The organism is Massilia sp. BAP21, assembly GCF_057801335.1.
This window is the reverse complement of the sequence record NZ_CM173596.1, coordinates 5,682,104-5,703,120: the sequence shown is the minus strand read 5'-3', so window position 1 is coordinate 5,703,120 and position 21,017 is coordinate 5,682,104. Positions and strand designations below refer to the sequence as shown.

Genomic DNA, 21,017 nt, shown 5'->3' with positions numbered 1-21,017 from the left:
ATCCTGCAAGCCCCAACCAAAGGAGAACGACTTGAAAGCCATCGCCGCAATCGTGTTTTCCGCCGCCGCCGCGGCTGCCACCTTCGCCACGCCCGCCCTGCATGCGCAGGAGGCTGCGGCTGCTGCGTCCCCAGCCGCTGCCCAGGCACCGCAGATCGCCCCCGCTCTTGATGCTGCCACCCGCTGGCTCGCCGTGATGGATGCCGGCAAGGCCGCCGAAGCCTGGGACGCGGGCGCGCCCGTGATGCAGTCCGCGATCACGCGCGACATGTGGAACAAGGTCGGCACCGACGCTCGGGCTCCGCTGGGCGCCGTGAAGTCGCGCAAGCAGACCTCGGCCAACTTCACCAAGACCCTGCCCGGCGTGCCGGAAGGCGAATACGTCGTGATCCAGTACGCCACCGACTTCGCCAACCGCGCCGGCGTCACCGAGACCGTGGTCCCGATGCGCCTGCCGGACGGCAGCTGGAAGGTGACGACGTATTTGATTCGCTGATCAGCCTTTCTTCGGACTCAGCTTCCAGAGCTGGGTCGGCAGGGCCGGCGGCGCGTCCGGCTTGAAGAAGGCGGAGTCCTGGATGTGCGAGGTGGTCACGTACACCGTGCCGTCCGGACCCTGGGAGAAGGTGTCCGGCCAGCGCAGGCGTTCGTCCTGCACCAGCGTGCGGATAGGCGCCTGCGGGCCTTCGTCGAGGTTGCGGGCGCGGATGGAATCGACTTCCACCGACGTCAACAGCATGACGTTCGTGCCCTTCGGGATCAACAGGCCGTCGGCCACCTCGTTCAGGCCGTATTCCTCGACACTGCCCGACACGTCGCCGCCGGCCATGCCCGTCGTGTACAGCACCTCGGTCGGGATGCGGTACAGGGTGTCGCCCTTGATCGCCTGCCAATACAGGTATGCGCCGTCGCCGGAAAGTTCGATGCCGTCGGCCGAGAACTCGACGCCGCGCCCGTCCGGGCGGCGCAGCACTTCGCCGTCGGCCTTCACGTTCCGGCCTTTTTTCATTTGCGTGGCATCGTCGCCGTCGAGCAGGCGCACCGGCTTGCCGCTTTCGAGTTCGACCACGATGATCGCGCCGACCACGCCGGAATCGGTGATGTAGGCGTATTTGCCATCGGGCGAGAAGCGCACGTCGTTCAGGTAGGAGCCTTGCGGGGCGATGTCTTCGTCAAAGGCGATGGTGCGGGTGGCCTTGTTGCTGGCCAGGTCGATCTGCACCAGCTTGGCGCCGCCCGACACCATGTGGCTTTGCGCCGGCGCGGCCGGATCGAGCACCCACAGGCTGCCGCGGCCATCGGCGACGATGCTTTGCACGCAGACCCAGTGGTCCTCGGGCGAGACCTCGTCCTTCTTCGCATTGCGCCACGCGTTCCATTCCGCGTCGGGGTAGGGCTTGACGCCGCCATCGGCCAGCACTTCGGCCACCGATACTGCCGTGTCTTCGGTCCAGCGCGGGAAGTTCACGAAAATGCGGTTGTCCTCGGACACCGAGACACCCGTGACCTGGTGCTCGAAGGCCGCGACTTGCTCGATGGTGAAGCTGCCTGCCTTGAAATCTGCCTGCTCGTTTGCGCTCATGCGTGTTCCTTTCGATAGATTGGCTCAAGCCGCCTTGCGCTGGCTGCGCGCCGGCGGCGATGGATTTTCCTGTTCGTGCTTCAGGCGCTGCTGCAGCATCGCCAGTACCGCCGCTTCCTCGGGCTGCAGCGCGTGCAGGTCTTCGCTCAAATGCTGCTCGGTGCGTTCGCGCATGGCTTCCACGACCGAGCCTTCGAGATAGGACTCGAGCACGGCCGGGTGCACGTAGCACTTGCGGCAGATCGAGGGCGTGTTGCCGAGCTTCTCGGCCACCGATTCGATGGCGCGCACGATGTTCTTCTTGGCCTGGGTTTCGGAATCGAACTTCTCGAATTCCTGCAGCGCCAGCGCCGCCAGCACCGTGCCCGACCAGGTGCGGAAGTCCTTGGCCGTGTAGTCCTCGCCGGTGATGGTGCGCAGGTACTCGTTCACATCCGAGGAGTCGATGCTGTGGGTCTCGCCGTCCTCGTCGATGTACTGGAACAGCTCCTGGCCGGGCAGGTCGCGCGTGCTGCGGATGATGCGGGCCAGGCGCCGGTCGTGCACGTGGATCTTGTGGTACACGCCGCTTTTGCCGCGGAACTTGAATTCGACGTCGCTGCCGTCGACCTTTACGTGGCGGTTGCGCAGCGTGGTGAGGCCGAAGGACTTGTTGGTGCGCGCGTATTCCTCGTTCCCGACCCGCATCATGGTCGCTTCCAGTAGGTAGACGATGGTCGCCAGCATTTTCTCGCGCGGCAGGCCGGGCTGCTTCAGGGCCTTGTCGACTTCGGCGCGGATCGTCGGCAGGGCCTTGCCGAAGTTGATCATGCGCTCGTATTTCACTTCGTCGCGCACGTTGCGCCACTTCGGGTGGTAGCGGTACTGCTTGCGCCCGCGCGCGTCGCGGCCGGTGGCTTGCAGGTGGCCGTTGGCCTGGGAACAGATCCACACGTCGGTCCAGGCCGGCGGGATGACGAGCGACTTGATGCGTTTCAGGGTGGCCTCGTCCTCGACCGGCTCGCCCTTGGCGTCGAGGTAGCGGAAACCCTCGCCATCCTGTTCGCGGCGGATGCCGGGCTTGCTGTCGCTCACGTAACGCAGGCCGGCGGCTTTCGCAGCGGCCGGCGGGTCGGCGAGGGGGAGGGTGGTGTCTGCGGCTGGGTCTGTGCTCATCGTCGTTACCGGTCCGAAGTGGTGCCTGGGATCGATCTTACGCTTTCCGCTGTTGCGCACTGTTCGGGACCGCACTGTACAAAACAGTATGAGATACCAGGCATGCCTATGCCGGCCAGTCGCGCCGCATCTGGCGGCGATGACTCGAAGTACTTTCCGACTAGATCATAGATAGCGTCTTACGAAACTTAAAAATCCATCTATAGACATACCCGTATCGGTTTGCCTATCATAGAACTACTTTTATTGCTTATAATGCCTTATCTATAAGGGGTAGGAGATGCCGAAAAAGCTGCTTGATAATCAGGATTTGCCGAGTCTGGTTGCTGAACGCCTGAATGTCTGGGGCCGGTGTATTCATGCCCAGCGTCTGCGCCAGCGCGTCAAGGCAGCGGACCTGTGCGAACGGATGGGGATTTCGCAGGCCACGTTGCGTCGCCTGGAGCATGGCGACCCTGGGGCCGGCGTTGGCATCTACATGACGGCGCTGCTGATACTGGGTGTGATCGACAAAGCCGCTCCGGCCCTGGACCCGGTCTTCTGGCAGGACACTGGAAACAGGCGAGTGCGCACCCCTGATGGAGTGAAAACAAATGTTGATTACTTCTAAACCTTTGTTTGTCTACCTCCAGCGCCCTGATACGGGTGACTGGGTCACGGTGGGGCGTTACCAGGCCGGCATGGAAGGCACTGGCTATTTCAGGTATGCCCCGAGTTATGTCGACGCCGGTCTCAACTGGGCAATCGATCCCTTGAACCTGCCCTTCCACCCTGACGTCGAGATTGGAGCGCCGCGTTATGGCGGCCTGCACGACGTGTTGCGCGACGCCTGTCCGGATGGCTGGGGCCAGGCCTTGCTGCGCCGCGAGCACAATCTTCCCCAGAATACGCCCATGGCGCGCTATCTGATATTGGCCAGCAATGCTGACCGCTGGGGTGCGCTGGCTGTGGGTACGCGGCCTAAGCCTTCGGTGGCGGCGCTGGCCATCCCCAAGTTGCCGCAGCTGCAGCAGGTCGTCGAGGAACTCGCTGCCCTGAATGCGCAGCAGCCGCCCGTGCACGCGCGGCTGCGCCGGCGCCTGGTGGAAACCGCCAGCGTCGGCGGCGCCCGTCCCAAGGCCACGCTACAGGACGAAGAAGGCGGCTACTGGCTGGTGAAACCCGGCCTCCCCAGCGATGTGGCCGATATCCCGCGTCTCGAGCACTTCGCCCGGCAGTGGGGCGCTGCCAGCGGCCTGCGCTTTGCGCCGACGGTCCTGCACCCGGCTGCACCCGGACAAGGCGGACGCAGTGCGGTACGGGTATTGCGCTTCGACCGCAACCGGGAACGGCGCGCACTGTGCGTCAGCGCCGCCAGCCTGTTGCAGACCGAATATCCGGGCAACTTGTCGAACGACCGCTGGAGCTATCCGCGCCTGGCCGAAGAACTGCGCTGGATCGGCGCCCCGGCGCAAGACCGGCGCGAACTGTTCGGCCGCATGGTGTTCAACGCAGTTTGCGGGAACGACGACGACCATCCGCGCAACCATGCCATCGTGTTCGATGCCGATGACGGAGGGTGGCGTCTGGCGCCGGCATTCGACGTGGTGCCGAATCCGGTCGAAACGCCGGCTTACCTGGCGATGCAGCTGTCGACCGGCCGCTTCGACATTGCGCGCGAGGCGGTGCTGGCAGACGCGCATCGCTTCGGCTTTGGTGGCCGCGAGGAAGCGGCTGCCTGGCTCGATGCGCTGCTGGACCGGATCGGCGGCAGCTTCGACGAAGCCGCGCAGGTGCTCGATGGCGCCTGGCGCCAGCTTCTGTCCGAGCGCTTGCAGTACAACCTGGCGCTGCTGAGATGACGCAGCGGGGGGCAGGTCTGACATTCGGACACGGCCTCAGCCGTAACCTCGATCAACGGCAGCATGTTTTCAAAACGATCCCTGCGTCCAGCTGATCGACAAGGAAAAACAGCTTACTACAGCCGAGCTCGCGTCCGAATGTCAGACTTGACCCCGGCTGTTTTCACTAGCGATACCGCGCCTCCACCAAGTCGATCTCGCGCAGCACCTTCCTTGCGATATCGTCCGACACCTTGCGCTGGTGCGTAAGCGCCAGGATTGCCTCGCGCTCGGCCTGCAGCGCCGCCAGCCGGTACTCGCGCTCGGCCTGCTCCGCAACGCGGATGCGCGCGGGCTCGTTCGCGGCCAATCCGGTCCCCAGGCGGTGTTCGTAGATGCCGCGCACGTGGTCGACCGCGCTGGCGTGCACGTCGGCGTGCTCGCTGTCGCCCAGGTGGGTATGGCCGACGCGTTCGATCGCCGCAATCGCCGCCACCGCCGCGTTGTGGCGTGCCAGGTCTTCCTGCGCTTCCTCGGTCGACTCTTCCGGCAATTCCAGCCCGCGCAGCACGCGCGGCAGGCCGATGCTGGCCACGATCAGCGAGACGATGATCACCGCGCTGGCGAAGAAGATCGCCAGGTCGCGCGCCGGGAAGGCGGCGCCGCTGGGCAGCGCCAGCGGCAGCGTCATCACGCCGGCCATGGTAATCGCGCCGCGCACGCCGGCCAGCGAGGTCGCCAGCACCAGGCGGAAGTTGGGCTTGTAGACTTTCTGGCCTTGCAGGCGCGCGTTCAGGAGGGTCAGGCGCAGCGACACCCACACCCACAACAGGCGCAGCACGATCAGGGCCAGGCTGATGAGCAGGGCGATGCCGAACAGTTTCCAGGGTGTGAGGGCGGCGTCGGGGCCGGCCTGGCGCAGGGCGCGCTCGATGATCTCGGGCAGCTGCTCGCCGAGCAGCACGAACATGCCGCCGTTCAGGGAAAACTGCACCGTGTCCCAGACCACGGCGCGGCGCACGCGGGTGGTGGCCAGGGCGCGGCCCGACAGTTCCACGTAACTCATGGTGATGCCGGCCGCCACCGCGGCCAGGATGCCCGACGCGTGGATGTGTTCGGCCACGAGGTAGGCGCCGAAAGGCAGCAGCAGATTGACCAGGATCGGCGAACCGGGCTCCTCGCCGAAGCGCTGGCCGATCACGCGCTGCACGAACGAGACGGCCACCGTGATCGCCACGCCGATCGCGATGCCGGCCAGCGCCACCCACAGGAAGGTGAGCGAGGCGTTGGCCAGCGAAAAGGCGCCGGTCATGGCGGCAGCCACGGCGAAGCGGAAGCAGACCAGGCCGCTGGCGTCGTTCAGCAGCGATTCGCCCTCCAGGATGTGCATCAGGCGGTGCGGCACGTGGATGCGCGAGGTGATCGCGGACACCGCCACCGGGTCGGTCGGCGCCACGATGGCGGCCAGGGCAAAGGCCACCGGCAGCGGCATCGACGGCACCAGCCAGTGGATCAGGAAGCCGGCGCCGACCACGGTGAAGATCACCAGGCCCAGGGCCAGTTCGAGGATGGTGCCCTTGTCGCGGAACAGGCCCACCTTCGGGATGCGCCAGCCGTCCAGGAACAGGAGCGGCGGCAGGAACAACAGGAAGAACATCTCGGGATCGAGCGTCACGCCATGCCCGAACACGCCGGAAATGACGGCCCCCAGGGCGATCTGCACCAGCGGCAGGGGCACGCCGAAAGGCAGCATGCGTACCAGGTAGCCGCTGCCGATTACCGCCAGCAGCATTGCCAGCACCACACTTACCGATTCCATCGAGTCTCCCTGTTACGTCGAGCCTCCATGATACGGCATTGTCGAATTGTCAGTTTCCCTGGCCGCGAGAGCGTGCACCCTTCAGCGCCTTGCCCAGCATGTTGCGCACGTCGTTGACGAAGGGTTTCGGGTCGTTCGCCTCGAACACGTAGTAGCGGCTCGACGGCCGTACGAAATCCAGGCAATAGCCGGCCAGCTCGGGCAGGCGGCGGAAGCGGATGGTCTTGTCCTTGATCTTGCTTTGCCCGAACAGGATGCGCAGCAGGCGCTTGGTCTCGGGCACCATGAAGCGGCAGCGCACGCCGCTGCGGTAGGGCGTGTTGACAACGTTCTCGCCGAGGCCGAACAGGCGGTAGCACAGCCAGGGGAAGCTGGCGCCGGCGTGGTAGGCCAGCGGCAGGCTGCCCCAGAAGCGCCCGTTCACTTCCATCAGCGCAGCCTCGTCGCGCACCGGATCGTAGCGGTACTCGACCATGGCGATGCCTTCCCAGGCCAGCTCGCGCAGCAGGGCGATCGACTTTTCCATCAGCGCCGCGTGCTGCTCGCGCGCCACCGATTCGCACTGGCTGGAAAAGCCGCCTTCGGGCGGCCACTCGTGCAGGCGGCGGTGCTGGAAGGTGTAGTGGGCCTGGCCGTCCTTCATCAGCACGAACTGGCCCAGGCCGTAGCCGGCGCAGTATTCCTGGATCAGCGGCCAGATGCCGGCCGGTTCAAAGCGCGCCATGTAGGCGCGCAGCTGCTCGGGCGTGTCGCAGTAGTGGGTCTTGGCGACCGTCAGGCCGTGCGGGCGCAGCCTGGCGCCGACGCCGTGCGGATTGGCCCACTTCAGCACCACAGGGAAGCGCAGCACGCCGCACAGGGCGTCGAGCTCCTCCAGGCGCGTGATCTGTTCGCTGCGCGGGGCGCGTACGCCCACGCGCGCGGCGGCCTCGTAGGTGCGGTCCTTGTTCAAGACGCTGTCCAGGCGCGCCTGGTCGGCGAACATGATCTTGAAATTGCCGAGGCGCGCGCGGTGCCGGTTCAGCATCGCGATGTCGCCCTCGGATACCGCGAACAGGCAGGCCGTGCCGAGTTCCTGGCCCAGCTTCACAAGCTGCGCCACCTGCGCCTCCTCGCCGGCCTCGCGCACCAGGCCGCGGCGCAGCCAGCGCGAGGACAGGCCCAGGCCTTCGTTGTTGCGGGCCACGCCGTACACGGGCACGCCGTGGCGCCCGAGGTCGCGCACGATGGTCAGGCCGATCGGCGTGTCGATGCCGAATACGACGGCGGGAAGGGTGGAAATCGAAGCGGTGGCAGGTATCTGGGCGCGGTCCATCAGGCGGTCTTGTTACGGGTAGTCGGTGGTTCGATGCGCGCGTTCGGCAGATCAAGGCTGAGATTGGCGACGGCTTCGCGCACGCGCACGAAGCAGGTGTCGAAATACGGGTCGCCCAGCGTGTACGGGTCGTGCAGGTGAGGCATGGGCGGCTTGCACCACATGCCGAGCAGGGCGACCTGGACGTCGTCGCGCGGGCCCAGGCGGCGCCGCACTTCGTGGGCCTGGCGCACTTCCATCACCAGGAACAGGTCGCCCGGCAGCACCTTGAAGTCGGGCCAGGAGGTGGCGCGGTGGGCGGTCATGTCGACGCCGGCGCGCGCCGACGCGGCCAGCGCCTGTTTCGGCGAGCGGCCGCCGGTACTGGTCGACAGGCCGAGCGAGGCCACGTTCAGGCCGTGGCGAATGGCTTCCATGTGTGCAAAGGCGCTGCGGCAGATATTTCCGTGACAAACGAAGACCGCGCGTCGGACGCCAGAGGGGTCGCGCAATGCAAAGCTGCGCAGGCGGCCGGTGGCATGTTCCAGGTGGGCGAGGGCGGCGCGGATCATGCCGCGCCAGGTGCCGTAACGGCGGTCTATCGTTTCTTTCATGTGGGACGGGTATAGGGGCCGTGCTTGCGCGAGAGCAGCCAGCGGCCGTATTTGTGATAGGCAACCTGGGCCGCCATGCGCGGCACGGTGTGCCGCAGGGCGCCCTTCAGCAGGATGTTGCCGGCGGACGGGGCCGATACCGGCAGCGCATTCGCTGCCGTGGCCAGGCCGCAGCCGTCGAAACGGTCGCGGTTCTCGTGCAGGAAGGCGCACAGCTGGACCAGGCGGCGCTGGGTCTGGCTGTTGGTGCGGGTCTGGCTGAAGGCCAGGTCGCGGTTCTGCACGTATTCGAAGGGGTGGGTCAGGATCACCACCAGCGGGATGCCGGCGGCGCGCGCCTGTTCCAGCAGGCGCCGGGTTTCGGCAAAGCTGGAGCCGGCAATGGTCAGCGACTTGATGTGTTGCTTGCTGCCCAGCGCCCAGTCGGCAAAGGTCAGCACCGGGAATTCGCGCACGCCGTGGCGCTCGTGCTGGCCGCTGTACAGGCGGTACTTGGCGTCGCCGCAGTCGAAGATCGCCACCGCCACGTTCGAGGCATACGGAATGCCGGCCTTGGCCAGCGCCTGGTACAGGGCGTCGTCGTGGTGCATGTTTCCGCTGCGGAAAACCTGCGGGCGCGGCAGGCCCCAGTCGGCAAAGGTGTCGATGCCTTGCTGGATCAGCGCGGCGGAGTCGTCGATGTCGCGGCTGTGGTAATTGTCTTTCGGGCGGCCCTTGCTCGCCACTTCGCGCCAGTCGTCGCGCTGGAACATGGTCCAGCAGGGGTGGGAGTGCAGCTGCACCTCGTGGCCCTGGTCGTGGATCTGGCGCGCGATGGCGCGCATCGGGTCGTGCTTGAAATAATTGCGCTGCAGGGTTTCCACGAAAAACGTGGCCTGCACACCGTAGCGGCCGAAGGTGTCGAGCATGAAGCCCAGGCCTTGCGACTGGCCGCCGACCTCGCACCAGACCAGGGGCTCGGCAACGGGCGTCCGGGCGGCGTTGGAAAACGCGCCGCCGATGCTGAATTCGGTATCGATGGTGATGCAGACACGTGTGCGCATGGTATGAAAAAATGCCAAAAAAATACTGCGGATCATAGCATGGTGGTCAACTTTCCAGCCGTCACCAACCGTGCGCGGCCTCCCCGCGCCGCGCTCCTCGCCCGGTTCCTGTTTATCCAGTATGCATGAGCCGCCCGGCGCCGGCTTCCAGCGCCACCGGCGCCGTCCGCGCACGGCGACGTAGAGCCAGGAACCACACCAGCCACGCCAGGCAGGCCAGGGCGCTGGCGATGCGTCCCGCCGTTTCCGCAGGCAATCCAACCCAGCTTAGCGCCACCGTATGACGGCCGGATGACAGGTTTGCCAGCACCAGGCCGGTTGCCGGGTCGGCCGCCAATGGGCGCCGTTCGCCGTCCACCGTCATGGTCCAGGCCGGATAGGCCAGCAGTGGCAGGCGCAGCGCGACCGGGCGCGGCGTGTCGATGGCGAAGGCCAGCTCGTGGGTCCGGTTCAGGGTCTGGCTGCAGGCGATGCCCAGGCGTGCGCATTCGCCGCCCAGCTTGCCGCCGGCCAGGTAAGCCTTCCACTCGGGGCCGCGCACCGCCGGGATGTACTCAGGCTGGCCAAATCGGCCCTGCATGAAGCTGGCCGCTTCGGGAATCGGTTTACCGCCGCGCACGATGCCCAGCTGCAGCTGCAGGGTCATGGCGCATTGCGCCGCCATCAGGGCCACGGCCAGCACCCGGAGGGGCGTGCTCCAGCGGCGCCAGGCGCCTTCGTTGAGCTCGATGACGAGCGCGATGTTCGCCAGCAGCAGGGCCAGGAACATGTAGCGGTAGGGGAACTGGATCTTGCGCATCGGCTCGAGCAGCGCGTACAGCGGGTACGCCAGTTCGCTCGCCAGCAGCATTGCCGCCAGCGCCGCGACCGCGAGCTTGCGCGCCCCGGCCGAACCCGGCGTGGCGGCGCGGCGGCTGGAATACAGCACGAACAGGCACAGCACCAGGGCCAGCAACGACAGCGGCCCCTGGATCGCGAACCAGCGGAAACCGTGCGCCAGGAACGAGAAGGTGGGCAGGGCAAAGGCGCGGCGCCAGTCGAAGTTGGCGCCGCCGGTCCAGCCGTCCGGGTTGATCAGGTGCAGCTGGGTGACGGCTGGCCACACAAAAAAGGCGGCCAGCCCCAGGCCCAGCAGCACGCCCGCGCTCCAGTGCAGGTGGCTGGCCAGGGTGCGCCGGGTCGGCCAGGCCAGCGCCAGGCGTGCCAGGCCGGTGCAGGCCAGGACCATCAGGGCGCTCAGCAGGTGGCTGAGGCAGACCAGGGCCAGCAGTAGCGCAAGCTGCGGCGCACGCGGCTGCGCGCCGGGTCCGGTGCGGACGCTCTCGGCCACGAATAGCAGGCAGAAGGGCAGGGCCAGGGTCCAGGGATAGGCCGCCATCTGCACCGCCAGGAACAGCAGCACCGGGCAGGCCAGCACGAACAGCGTGCCCGCCAGCGCCGGGCCGGGGCGGTAGCCGCGCAGGAAGCGCTGGCGCACCACGATCCCGAGCAGCAGCGAGGGGACCATTGCGGCGCCGACCAGCGCCGCTTCGCTGCGCAGCCCGAGCAGCTGGAGGCCGCTAGTCAGGTAATAGAACAGCGGCTGGTAATAAAAGAAGGTGGGGTCGCCCAGGCCCTCGATCGAGGCATATGCCCAGCGCGGCAGCAGCCAGCCTTCGCGCAGCGCGGCCAGGAACTGTTCGGCCCAGCGCAGGTGGACCAGCATGTCGACCTGGTAGGGCAGGCGCAGCGTCGCCAGTGCGTACAGCCAGAGCAGCACGGTCATGGCGCAGATGGCCAGCAGGCCCGGCCAGGATTGGCGACGCGCCAGGGTCATGGATGCACCCGGGGCTGGGCCTCGGGCAGCGAGCCATGCTGGGCGGCGGCCGGCGATTCTGCCCCGGCCGCGCCCATGTCCGAGCCGAGCAGGCGGTTCACCAGGTACAGCGGACGCTGCTTGACCTCATTGAAGATGCGGCCCACGTACTCGCCCAGCAGGCCCACCGAAATCAGCTGCACGCCGCCGAGGAAGAGCACCACCGCCATCAGCGAGGGGTAGCCGCGCACCGGCTCGCCGAACACCAGCGCCTTCCAGATCACGAAGGCGGCGAACAGCAGGGCCAGCACGGCCACCGACAGGCCGAGGTAGGTCGCCACCTTCAGCGGCGCCACCGTGAACGAGGTGATGCCCTCGAGGGCGAAGTTCCACAGCTTCCAGTAGCTCCAGCTGGTGGTGCCGGCCACGCGCGCTTCGCGTCGGTAATGCAGCGGGCGCGACGGGAAGCCGACCCAGGCGAACAGGCCCTTCATGAAGCGATGCTCCTCGCGCAGCTTGCCCACGGCCTCGACGGCGCGGCGCGTCATCAGGCGGAAGTCGCCGGTGTCGGTCGGGATCTGCACCCGGCTGACCGACTTGATGAAGCGGTAGAAGTATTTGGCGGTGAGCTGCTTGAACCAGGTTTCGCCGTCGCGTTTGGTGCGCACGCCGTAGATGACGTCGTAGCCTTCGCGCCAGCCCTCGAGCATGGCCGGGATCAGTTCCGGCGGGTCCTGCAGGTCGGCGTCGAGGATCACCACGACCTCGCCGCGTGTGTGGTCGAGGCCGGCGCTGAGGGCGATCTCCTTGCCGAAGTTGCGCGACAAATCGACCACGGCGACGTGCGGGTCGCGCTCGCGCAGGGCGTGCATCAGGGCCAGGGTGCGGTCGCGGCTGCCGTCGTTGACGAGCACGATCTCGTAGTCGCAGCCGAGTTTTACCAGTACCTCGCTGACGCGGCGGTGGAATTCACCCAGCACTTCCTGCTCGTTGTAGGCCGGCGCCACCACCGAGATGCTGGGCAGGTGCGCGGCGGGGCGCGGATTCAGGGCGGGGTTCAGTAGCGAATCGGGCACCGCGGGCTGGGCGAGGGTATTCATCGTTGGCTTGGAAATATCCATTTTTTGCTTATCACGTAATTCAGGACCAGGACCAGTAGCGTCGCGCAGACCTGCGCCGCCATGAAATGCAGGCCGAGCCGCGCCAGGGCGCCGACGATCAGGCCATTGAGGAGCGCGCCGAACAGGGCCATGGCGGCAAAGCGGGGCAGGGCTTCGGCATGGCGGCGCTCGCTGCGGAAAATGAGGTTCCGGTTCAGCCAGTAGTTCACGACGGCGCCGACCAGGGCGCCGCAGGCGGCCGCAGGACCGGGGGCGATGCCGGCGCCGGCGCTCAGGGCCAGCAGGACCAGGTAGTGGCAGGCGGTGCCCAGCGCGCCGGCGGCGGCAAAGCGCAGGAACTGGTGGTTCAGCTGGCGCAGCAGGGAAGGCATACGTGGGCGGGCATGGTTGTCGATCATGGAGCATGGCCCGGCTAGGCGGGAAAGCAAGGTCAGGTGTAATGACGCATGCTAGCACCCGTCATGCATAGGCTTCAATTGCTTGATTGGTTGTTGTTCAAATTATACAGGAGTCAATACAGAAAGTTGATTTTCTGAAATTCAATCGTGCTGCGGTGCGGGATAGGATTAACACGCGGGCAAGAAAAAGCCCGGCGCAGCGTTCGCTGGGCCGGGCTCGTGGTTGGTTGACGCGGTGCGCTAGCGCGGATGCTGCTGCGCCGCCACCTCCGCCAGCCGGTCGGAAAGTTCCACCGTATTCACTGGCTTGACCATGTAGTGGTCGAAGCCGGCCGCCATTGCCGCTTCGCGGTCCTGCTGGCGGCCGTAGCCGGTCATGGCGATCAGGGTGGCGCCGGTCGACTGCGGCATGCGGCGCAGGCGGCGCGCCAGTTCGTTGCCGTCGAAATCGGGCAGGCCGATGTCGAGCAGGCAGACGTCGGGCTCGAACACGCGCGCCACGTCCACCGCGTCGGCGCCGCAATAGGCCACTTCCACCGTGTGCCCGCCGGCGCCCAGGAACAGCTGCAGGGTGTGGGCGGCGTCGAGGTTGTCGTCGACCAGCAGCACCTTCAGGGGCGTGGCGGCGGTGGCCTGGCCGCGGCTCTGGGCGATCGACACCGGCAGGTCCTGGGTGTGGCGCGGCAGGCGCACCGTGAAGCTGCTGCCCTTGCCCAGGCCGGCGCTTTCGGCCTGCACGCTGCCGCCGTGCAGCTCGACCAGGCTCTTGGCCAGCGCCAGGCCCAGGCCCAGGCCGCCCTGCGAGCGGTCCGGGGTGCGCTCGGCCTGGCTGAACAGGTCGAACACGCGCGCCACCAGCGCCGGCTCCATGCCGATGCCGTCGTCGCTGACGGTCAGCACGTAGTCGCCATCCTCCTGGCGCAGGCGCAGTTCGATGCGGCCGCCTTCGGGCGTGTACTTGTTGGCGTTGTTCAGCAGGTTGGCCACCACCTGCACCAGGCGCTTGTGGTCGCCCTTGACGGTGGCGGCGTCCAGCGGCAGGTCGAGCACCACGGTGTGGCGGCGCGTGGCGATCAGGGGCCGGATCTGCTCGGCGGCGTCGTCGACCACCTTGCGCAAATCGAGGACCTGGGTCGACAGCGAGACCAGGCCGCGCGTCACGCGCGACACGTCCAGCAGGTCGTCGACCAGGCCGGTCATGTGCTCGACCTGGCGCGCGATGATGGCGCAGGTCTGCGTGATCTGGGCGTTATCCGAGTGCAGCAGCTTGAGCAGGTGCGCCCCGGTGCTGATCGGCGCCAGCGGATTGCGCAGCTCGTGCGCCAGCATCGCCAGGAACTCGTCCTTGCGCTGGTCGGCGGCGCGTAGTTCGCGTTCGGCCAGCCCGCGCGCGGCTTCCTTCTTCTGCAGGATGGCGGCCATGCCGTCCAGGGCCTCGGCCAGTTGGCCGATCTCTTCGCGCTCGTAGGCGATGCCCGAGCGTGCATCGAGATCGCCGGCGGCGATGCGGGTCGCGGTGTCCTTCAGCTTGCGCACGCGCTGTACGATCAGCACGTCGCCGGCCAGCCAGGCGGCCAGCAGGGCCAGCATGGTGGTGGCGGCCAGGCCGACCAGCGACATCAGCTGGGCGCGGCGCGCGCCGGCGGTGACGATCTCGGTCGGAATCCCGATCGTCACCGTGTAGTCGGACAGGGTGGGGGCGCCGACGCGGGCAAAGGTGTGCAGGCGCTCGACGCCGTCCTCGTCCTGGATCACCACGGCGCGGCGCCCGGCGCCCTGCATCGCCTCGCGCAGGCGGGCCGGCACGCGCGAGCCGAACCAGCGTTCCGGGTCGGGGCGGCGCGAGATGATGGTGCCGTTGGCGTCGGCCGTCACCAGCACCGAGCCGGGCGGCAGGTTGATGTCGTTCACGAAGGTGTCGAGGCCGGCCAGGTCCATGGCCGCGAATACCACCGCCGCCACGGTGCCGGAACGGTCGATCACCGGGTAGGTGAGGTTGATCGTGTGGCGCCGGATCACGCGCCCGAACACGTAGTCGCCGGCGATGAAGCGGCGTTCCGAGATGGCGCGCTTGAAGTGGCTGCGGTCGCCCAGGTTCACCGGATGCAGCATCGGCACCGCGCTGCAGCTGACGTCGCCGTTCAGCTGGATCAGGCCGAAGTTCACGTAGCCTTCGTTGCGGTCGAGGACATCGGCCAGCAGGGCGTTGCAGCCGGCCGTGGGGCCGAGCAGGTCGGGCACGCTGGCCAGGTCGACCAGGATCTGGCGCGCGCGCTCGATTGATTGGGCTTCGTTGGCCGCGGCCAGGTTGGTCAGACGGCGCAGGTTTTCCTCGGAGGCCTGGACCGCCTGCTCGCGCTCGCGCATGCCGCCGACCACGGTCATCACCGCCAGCGGCAGGATCGCCAGCGCGACCAGCAGCATCAGCCGGCTGCGCAGGCTGCTCAGCTTCAGGAAGGAGGCGGACGGCTTCATTGGAGCGCGGCCCGCCGGTCGCCAAAGGCCATCACGCGGCGCACGCCGTTGCGCTGCGCGGCAAAGCGGGCGTGCGCGGTACCGAACGAAAGGTGCTCGTGGCTTGCGTCGACGATTGCCTGGGCGCCGGTCGCGTGAGTCCAGCCGCCAAGGGCTTGGCGTTCGACGCGGCCGTGCATGGCGCGAGAGGCCAGTGGGCGGGAGTGGGCAATCCTTTGCGAGATGTTCATCGTTCTTATAAAAGGAAAAGGCGATTCCAAATGTTTCTCAGTGTATCGGCCAGCACAACATTTCCTGATTGTACTAAATTCCAGGTCAATAGCGGCGCCCAATCGAAGCATGGGGCCCCGTTTGTAGAGGATGTGAAACAAACCTCAGGGCAGGGGCCGGCCGAAGCCAGGAAGAGCGCAGGGCGCCACGGGGCAACGCAGCCACGGCGATTTTTTTCACGGCCTTCGTGGAAGTATTTGACATCTAAACTATATGCTCATCTAATATGCTGCAGGATCGATAACCGGAGCTGCAATGAAGATCGTGTGCGTGGGAGGTGGACCGGCCGGCCTGTACGCCGCGCTGCTGCTCAAGCAGGACGATCCGGCGCACGAGGTGACCGTGGTCGAGCGCAACGGCCGCGCAGACAGTTTCGGCTGGGGCGTGGTGTTCTCGGACCAGACCCTGGGCAAGCTGCAGGCCGCCGATGCCGCCAGCGCCGCGGCCATCCTCGGCGCCTTCAACCATTGGGACGACATCGCCATCCATTTCAAGGGCCGCACCGTGACGTCTGGCGGCCATGGCTTTTGCGGCATCGCCCGCCGGCGCCTGCTGGCCATCCTGCAGGCGCGCTGCGAGGAAGTGGGCGTGCGCCTGCTGTTCGACACCCCGGTGGACGACGAGCTGGCCCTGGCGCGCCGCTTCGATGCCGACCTGCTGCTCGCCGGCGACGGCATCCACAGCCGCATCCGCACGCGCCACGCGGCCACCTTCCAGCCGCAGATCGACCAGCGCCATTGCCGCTACGTCTGGCTCGGCACCACCAGGCGCTTCGATGCGTTTACCTTTGCGTTCGAGCATACCGAAGAAGGCTGGTTCCAGGCGCACGCCTATCGCTACGACGACACGACCTCGACCTTCATCGTCGAGACCCCGGAAAGCGTGTGGCGGGCCGCCGGGCTGGAGGGGCTGGACACCGCCCAGACGCTGGCCTTCTGCGAGCGCCTGTTCGCACGCCACCTGGACGGCCACCCGCTGCTGGCCGCCGCCGGCCACGACCGCATCGAGAGCCGCGGCGCGGCCATGTGGGCGCGCTTTCCGCGCCTGGTGTGCCGCGAGTGGGTGCACTGGGAAGATCTCGACGGGCGCTGCCTGCCGATCGTGCTGCTCGGCGACGCCGCCCACAGCGCCCACTTCTCGATCGGCTCGGGCACCAAGCTGGCGCTGGAAGACGCGATCGAACTCGCCGTGCGCTGCCGCGGCCGTACGGCGGCCGAGCTGCCCGCCGTGCTCGACGGCTACCGCGCCGCGCGTGCGGTCGAGGTGCTCAAGCTGCAGAGCGCGGCGCGCAATTCGATGGAATGGTTCGAGAACGTGGCGCGCTACAGCGCCATGGAAGCCGAGCAGTTCGCGTATTCGCTGCTCACGCGCAGCCAGCGCCTGTCGCACGAAAACCTGCGCCTGCGCGACCCGGCCTACGTGGCCGGCTTCGAGCGCTGGCTGGCGCGGCGCGCCTGCGAGCAGGCCGGGCAACCGCCGCGCTGCGATACTTTCCATCATGCGCCCGACGACGAGGAAGCCGCGCCGCCGCCAATGTTCACACCCTACCGGGTGCGCGGCGTGGTGCTGAAGAACCGCATCGTGGTCTCGCCCATGGCCCAGTATTCGGCGGTCGACGGCCTGGTGGGCGACTACCACCTGGTGCACCTGGGCGCGCGCGCCCTCGGTGGTGCGGCGCTGGTGATGGCCGAGATGACCTGCGTGTCAAGCGACGCCCGCATCACGCCGGGCTGCCCGGGTTTATATGCACCAAAACACACGGCGGCCTGGCGCCGCATCGTCGACTTCGTGCACCAGAACTCGGATGCGAAGATCGGCGTGCAGCTCGGCCACGCCGGCGCCAAGGGCTCGACCCGGCCGGCCTGGGAAGGCATCGACCAGCCGCTCGTCACCGGCAACTGGCCGCTGGTGGCGGCGTCAAGCCAGCAGTACATCGCGGGCGTGTCGCAATGGGCGCTTGAGGCCAGCCGGGCCGACATGCTGCGCATCCGCGCCGACTTCGTGCGCGCGGCGCTGGCGGCGCGCGAGGCCGGCTTCGACTGGCTGGAACTGCACTGCGCGCACGGCTACCTGCTATCGAGCTTCATTTCGCCGCTGACCAACCGCCGCGGCGACGGCTACGGCGGCAGCCTGGACAACCGCTGCCGCTTCCCGCTCGAGGTGTTCGCGGCCGTGCGCGCCGTCTGGCCGCAGGACCTGCCGATCAGCGTGCGCATCTCGGCCCACGACTGGGTCGAAGGCGGCATCACGCCCGACGACGCGGTGGCAATCGCGCGCCTGTTCCGCGCCGCCGGGGCCGACATGATCGACTGTTCCTCGGGCCAGGTCAGCCGCCTCGAGGAAGTGCATTACGGGCGCATGTTCCAGACCCCGTTCGCCGACCGCATCCGCAACGAGGCGGGCATCCCGACGATTGCCGTGGGGTCGATCTACGAGGCCGACCACGCCAACGGCATCATCGCCTCGGGCCGCGCCGATCTCTGCGCGGTGGCGCGCCCGCACCTGGCCAATCCGGCCTGGACCCTGACCGAGGCGGCGCGCATCGGCTATACCGGCGCGGCCTGGCCGAAGCAGTACCGGGCCGGCAAGCTGCAGCTCGAACGCAATCTCGAGCGCGAGCGCCAGCAGGCCGCCGTGCCGCCGGCGCGGCCTTCCGACACCTGAACGAGGAGCACACCATGCGTTACCTGAGGGGCGAGCCGCACGCGCTGCCCGGCCACCGCGGCAGCCTGGCCGGCTACCCGGCCCAGCATTTCCAGTTCGAGGTGGAGGAGGGCGTGGCCACGCTCACCCTCGACCGGCCCGAGCGCAAGAACCCGCTCACCTTCGATTCCTATGCCGAGCTGCGCGCACTGTTTCGCGCGCTGGCGCTGGCCGACGACGTGCGCGCCGTGGTGCTGGCCGGCAGTGGCGGCAATTTCTGTTCGGGCGGCGACGTGCATGAGATCATCGGGCCGCTCACCGAACTCGACATGCCCGGCCTGCTGGCCTTTACCCGCATGACCGGCGACGTGGTGAAAGCCATGCGCGCCTGCCCGCAGCCGATCGTCGCCGCCATCGACGGCGTCTGCGCCGGCGCCGGCGCCATGCTGGCACTGGGCTCGGACATCCGCTACGGCACCGCGCGCAGCAAGACCGCTTTTCTCTTCGCCCGGGTCGGCCTGGCCGGCTGCGACATGGGCGCCTGCGCGCTGCTGCCGCGCGTGATCGGGCAGGGGCGGGCCGCCGAATTGCTCTACACCGGACGCACTCTGCGTGGCGAGGAGGCCGAGCGCTGGGGCTTTTTGAACCGCCTGGTCGAGCCGGACGACTTGCTGGCCGAGGCCCGGGCCTTTGCCGCCGGACTGGCGTCCGGTCCCACCTTCGCCCATGCGATGACCAAGAAGATGCTGCAGCAGGAATGGAACATGGGCGTGGACGAAGCCATCGAGGCCGAGGCCCAGTCGCAGGCGATCTGCATGGCGACCAACGATTTCCACCGCGCCTACCACGCCTTCGTGGCGCGCGAGACGCCGCGCTTCGAAGGTGACTGAGGCGACCGAGGCGACTGAAGGAGACTGAATGAGCGACACGAGCTATCTCGACTGGCCCTTCTTCGAGCCGCGCCACGCCGCGCTGGCGCGCGAGCTCGATGCCTGGGCCGGCCAACACCTGTCGATGGGGCATGGCCACGACGTCGACGCCGCCTGCCGCGCGCTGGTGGCCGAACTTGGTGGAGCCGGCTGGCTGCGCCACGCGGTCGGCGGGCGCGGCTACGGCGGGGCGCAGGATGCCATCGACACGCGCAGCATCTGCCTGGTCCGCGAAACCCTGGCGCGCCATGCCGGCTTGGCCGACTTCGCGTTTGCCATGCAGGGCCTGGGCAGCGGCGCGATCGCGCTGTTCGGCAGCGAGGAGCAAAAAGCGCGCTACCTGCCGCGCGTGGCCGCCGGTTCCGCGATCGCGGCGTTTGCCTTGTCCGAGCCGGATGCCGGGTCGGACGTGGCCGCCCTGGCCTGCGCCGCGCGGCGCGATGGCGACGACTACGTGCTGGACGGCGAAAAGACCTGGATCTCGAACGGCGGCATCGCCGATTTCTACGTCGTGTTCGCGCGCACGGGCGAGGCCGAGGGCGCGCGCGGCATCTCGGCCTTCGTCGTCGACGCCGATACGCCGGGCTGCACGGTTGCCGAACGCATCGAGGTGATCGCGCCGCACCCGCTGGCGCGCTTGCGCTTCGAGAGCTGCCGGATTCCCGCGGGGCGGCGCATCGGCGCGGGCGGGCAGGGCTTCAAGGTGGCGATGGCCACGCTCGACGTGTTCCGCACCTCGGTGGCCGCCGCCGCGCTCGGCTTCGCGCGGCGCGCCTTCGACGAAGCCCTGTCCCGGGCCAGGTCGCGCCGCATGTTCGGCAAGACCCTGGCCGACTTCCAGCTGACCCAGGCCAGGCTGGCCGACATGGCGACGAAGATCGACGCCGCCGCGCTGCTGACCTACCGCGCCGCCTGGGAGCGCGACCGCGGGCAACGGGTCACGAAGGCGGCGGCGATGGCCAAGCTGACCGCCACCGAGCACGCGCAAGCCGTGATCGACGCCGCCGTGCAGCTGTTTGGCGGGCTCGGCGTGGTCAGCGGCCAGCCGGTGGAGATGCTGTACCGCGACATCCGCGCGCTGCGCATCTACGAAGGCGCGAGCGAAGTGCAGCAGCTGATCATCGCGCGCGAGCTGCTGGGCGAAGCCTTGGCCGGGAGCGCGCCATGAGCGAGCTGCTGCGGATACTGCAGCCGCCGGGCTGGCCGCGCCCGAAAGGCTATGCGAACGGCGTCGCGGCGCGCGGCGTGCAGGTGCACGTCAGCGGCATGGTCGGCTGGGATGCCGAAGGACGCTTCCAGACCGACGATTTCGTCGGCCAGGCGCGCCAGGCCCTGGCGAATATCCTGGCGGTGCTGGCCGAGGCCGGGGCCGGACCGCAGCACATCGTGCGCATGACCTGGTATGTGCTCGACAAGCGCGAATACCTGGACGCCGGCGCGGCACTGGGCGCGGCCTACCGCGACCTCATCGGGCGCCACTATCCGGCGATGAGCGCGGTGCAGGTGGCGGGCTTGATGGAAGACCGGGCGCGGGTCGAGATCGAGGTGACCGCAGTGATCCCCGACTGAGCGCCGCCGCCTGCCCGATTCTGGTACGGTTGTTTTAACCGTAACAATGGAGCAGCCATGAACCAGATCGTACGTGTAGTGGAAACCGTCGAAGAAGCCGAGCGCGCACGCCAGGCGCTGCTGGGCGAAGGATTCGATGCCAACGGCATCGAGATCAGCCATACCGGTGACGAAGCCGGTCCCTCGGAAGCGAATTTCACGGTGGGCGATTCGCCGGCCGTGAAGGGCGGCACCGATTACAAGGATGTGTACACGCCGGGGCTGGAGATCGGCAAGTGCATCATTACCGTCACCACGCTCGATGCCGCGCAGGCGGCCCGCGCCGCCCAGATCATCGAGTACCACGGCGGCAAGGACAACGACCCTGCGCACGCCGCCGCCCAGCGCAGCGGCTCGGCCCTGTAGCCTTGTAGGGTGGACGGCTTCGCCGTCCACGCGTTCAACTAGCGTCTGCAATCCTACGACGAATCTTCCTGTGGTTGAACGCGTG

General features: G+C 67.8%; 19 protein-coding genes. 8 read left to right on the top strand and 11 right to left on the bottom strand.

The genetic code is table 11. From position 1 onward, the window contains the following. The first annotated feature begins 31 nt into the window (after positions 1-31). Positions 32-496: a DUF4019 domain-containing protein gene (locus ACWYRN_RS24830; protein ID WP_488690449.1), complete on the top strand. Its 465-nt coding sequence runs from the start codon at positions 32-34 to the stop codon at positions 494-496. On the opposite strand, the gene ACWYRN_RS24825 is transcribed toward ACWYRN_RS24830, so the two are convergent. Further along, a complete protein-coding gene (locus tag ACWYRN_RS24825) occupies positions 497-1,582 on the bottom strand; it encodes an L-dopachrome tautomerase-related protein (RefSeq protein ID WP_488690448.1) in 1,086 nt (361 codons plus the stop codon). A gap of 24 nt (positions 1,583-1,606) precedes the next feature. Then, positions 1,607-2,737 (bottom strand): DNA topoisomerase IB, encoded by a 1,131-nt coding sequence (locus ACWYRN_RS24820; RefSeq protein ID WP_488690447.1) that lies wholly within the window; start codon positions 2,735-2,737, stop codon positions 1,607-1,609. Positions 2,738-3,017: 280 nt separating this feature from the next. On the opposite strand from ACWYRN_RS24820, the gene ACWYRN_RS24815 reads away from it, so the two are divergent. After that, positions 3,018-3,347 (top strand): helix-turn-helix domain-containing protein, encoded by a 330-nt coding sequence (locus ACWYRN_RS24815; RefSeq protein WP_488690446.1) that lies wholly within the window; start codon positions 3,018-3,020, stop codon positions 3,345-3,347. After that, positions 3,331-4,578, top strand: a complete 1,248-nt coding sequence (locus ACWYRN_RS24810; RefSeq protein ID WP_488690445.1) for a type II toxin-antitoxin system HipA family toxin — start codon at positions 3,331-3,333, stop codon at positions 4,576-4,578. The genes ACWYRN_RS24815 and ACWYRN_RS24810 overlap by 17 nt, the downstream gene beginning before the upstream one ends. Before the next feature lie 166 nt (positions 4,579-4,744). On the opposite strand, the gene ACWYRN_RS24805 is transcribed toward ACWYRN_RS24810, so the two are convergent. The 9 genes from ACWYRN_RS24805 to ACWYRN_RS24765 all read right to left on the bottom strand — a co-directional run bounded on the left by ACWYRN_RS24805 (position 4,745) and on the right by ACWYRN_RS24765 (position 15,346). Then, entirely contained in the window at positions 4,745-6,376 is a 1,632-nt protein-coding gene (locus ACWYRN_RS24805; protein WP_488690444.1) for a Na+/H+ antiporter, read from the bottom strand. 49 nt (positions 6,377-6,425) lie between these two features. Continuing rightward, positions 6,426-7,691: a carboxylate--amine ligase gene (locus ACWYRN_RS24800; RefSeq protein ID WP_488690443.1), complete on the bottom strand. Its 1,266-nt coding sequence runs from the start codon at positions 7,689-7,691 to the stop codon at positions 6,426-6,428. Then, on the bottom strand, positions 7,691-8,284 hold the full coding sequence (locus tag ACWYRN_RS24795) for an arsenate reductase/protein-tyrosine-phosphatase family protein (RefSeq protein WP_488690442.1): 594 nt from the start codon (positions 8,282-8,284) through the stop codon (positions 7,691-7,693). Before ACWYRN_RS24795 ends, ACWYRN_RS24800 begins: the two co-directional genes overlap by 1 nt. Further along, positions 8,281-9,327, bottom strand: coding sequence for a polysaccharide deacetylase family protein (locus tag ACWYRN_RS24790; protein WP_488690441.1), 1,047 nt, complete (start codon positions 9,325-9,327; stop codon positions 8,281-8,283). The genes ACWYRN_RS24795 and ACWYRN_RS24790 overlap by 4 nt, the downstream gene beginning before the upstream one ends. A gap of 112 nt (positions 9,328-9,439) precedes the next feature. Beyond that, positions 9,440-11,143 (bottom strand): 6-pyruvoyl-tetrahydropterin synthase-related protein, encoded by a 1,704-nt coding sequence (locus ACWYRN_RS24785; protein ID WP_488690440.1) that lies wholly within the window; start codon positions 11,141-11,143, stop codon positions 9,440-9,442. Next, positions 11,140-12,222: a glycosyltransferase family 2 protein gene (locus ACWYRN_RS24780; RefSeq protein ID WP_488690439.1), complete on the bottom strand. Its 1,083-nt coding sequence runs from the start codon at positions 12,220-12,222 to the stop codon at positions 11,140-11,142. The genes ACWYRN_RS24785 and ACWYRN_RS24780 overlap by 4 nt, the downstream gene beginning before the upstream one ends. Beyond that, complete coding sequence (locus ACWYRN_RS24775) at positions 12,219-12,641, bottom strand: GtrA family protein (protein WP_488690438.1); 423 nt, start codon at positions 12,639-12,641, stop codon at positions 12,219-12,221. The genes ACWYRN_RS24780 and ACWYRN_RS24775 overlap by 4 nt, the downstream gene beginning before the upstream one ends. A 240-nt stretch (positions 12,642-12,881) precedes the next feature. Further along, positions 12,882-15,116 carry a hybrid sensor histidine kinase/response regulator gene (locus ACWYRN_RS24770; protein WP_488690437.1) on the bottom strand — a complete coding sequence of 745 codons (2,235 nt, stop codon included), beginning with the start codon at positions 15,114-15,116 and terminating at the stop codon, positions 12,882-12,884. Then, entirely contained in the window at positions 15,113-15,346 is a 234-nt protein-coding gene (locus tag ACWYRN_RS24765) for a hypothetical protein (protein WP_488690436.1), read from the bottom strand. Before ACWYRN_RS24765 ends, ACWYRN_RS24770 begins: the two co-directional genes overlap by 4 nt. Positions 15,347-15,641: 295 nt before the next feature. On the opposite strand from ACWYRN_RS24765, the gene ACWYRN_RS24760 reads away from it, so the two are divergent. From ACWYRN_RS24760 to ACWYRN_RS24740, 5 genes are read left to right on the top strand one after another with little or no spacing between them, the layout of a single operon-like run. Beyond that, entirely contained in the window at positions 15,642-18,050 is a 2,409-nt protein-coding gene (locus tag ACWYRN_RS24760; protein WP_488690435.1) for a bifunctional salicylyl-CoA 5-hydroxylase/oxidoreductase, read from the top strand. Between the two features lie 14 nt (positions 18,051-18,064). Beyond that, on the top strand, positions 18,065-18,919 hold the full coding sequence (locus ACWYRN_RS24755; RefSeq protein ID WP_488690434.1) for an enoyl-CoA hydratase family protein: 855 nt from the start codon (positions 18,065-18,067) through the stop codon (positions 18,917-18,919). A 28-nt stretch (positions 18,920-18,947) separates the two neighbouring features. Then, entirely contained in the window at positions 18,948-20,126 is a 1,179-nt protein-coding gene (locus ACWYRN_RS24750) for an acyl-CoA dehydrogenase family protein (RefSeq protein WP_488690433.1), read from the top strand. Positions 20,127-20,134: 8 nt separating this feature from the next. After that, positions 20,135-20,527 carry a RidA family protein gene (locus ACWYRN_RS24745; protein ID WP_488692886.1) on the top strand — a complete coding sequence of 131 codons (393 nt, stop codon included), beginning with the start codon at positions 20,135-20,137 and terminating at the stop codon, positions 20,525-20,527. 57 nt (positions 20,528-20,584) lie between these two features. Next, positions 20,585-20,932, top strand: a complete 348-nt coding sequence (locus ACWYRN_RS24740; RefSeq protein ID WP_488690432.1) for a hypothetical protein — start codon at positions 20,585-20,587, stop codon at positions 20,930-20,932. Positions 20,933-21,017: the final 85 nt, after the last annotated feature.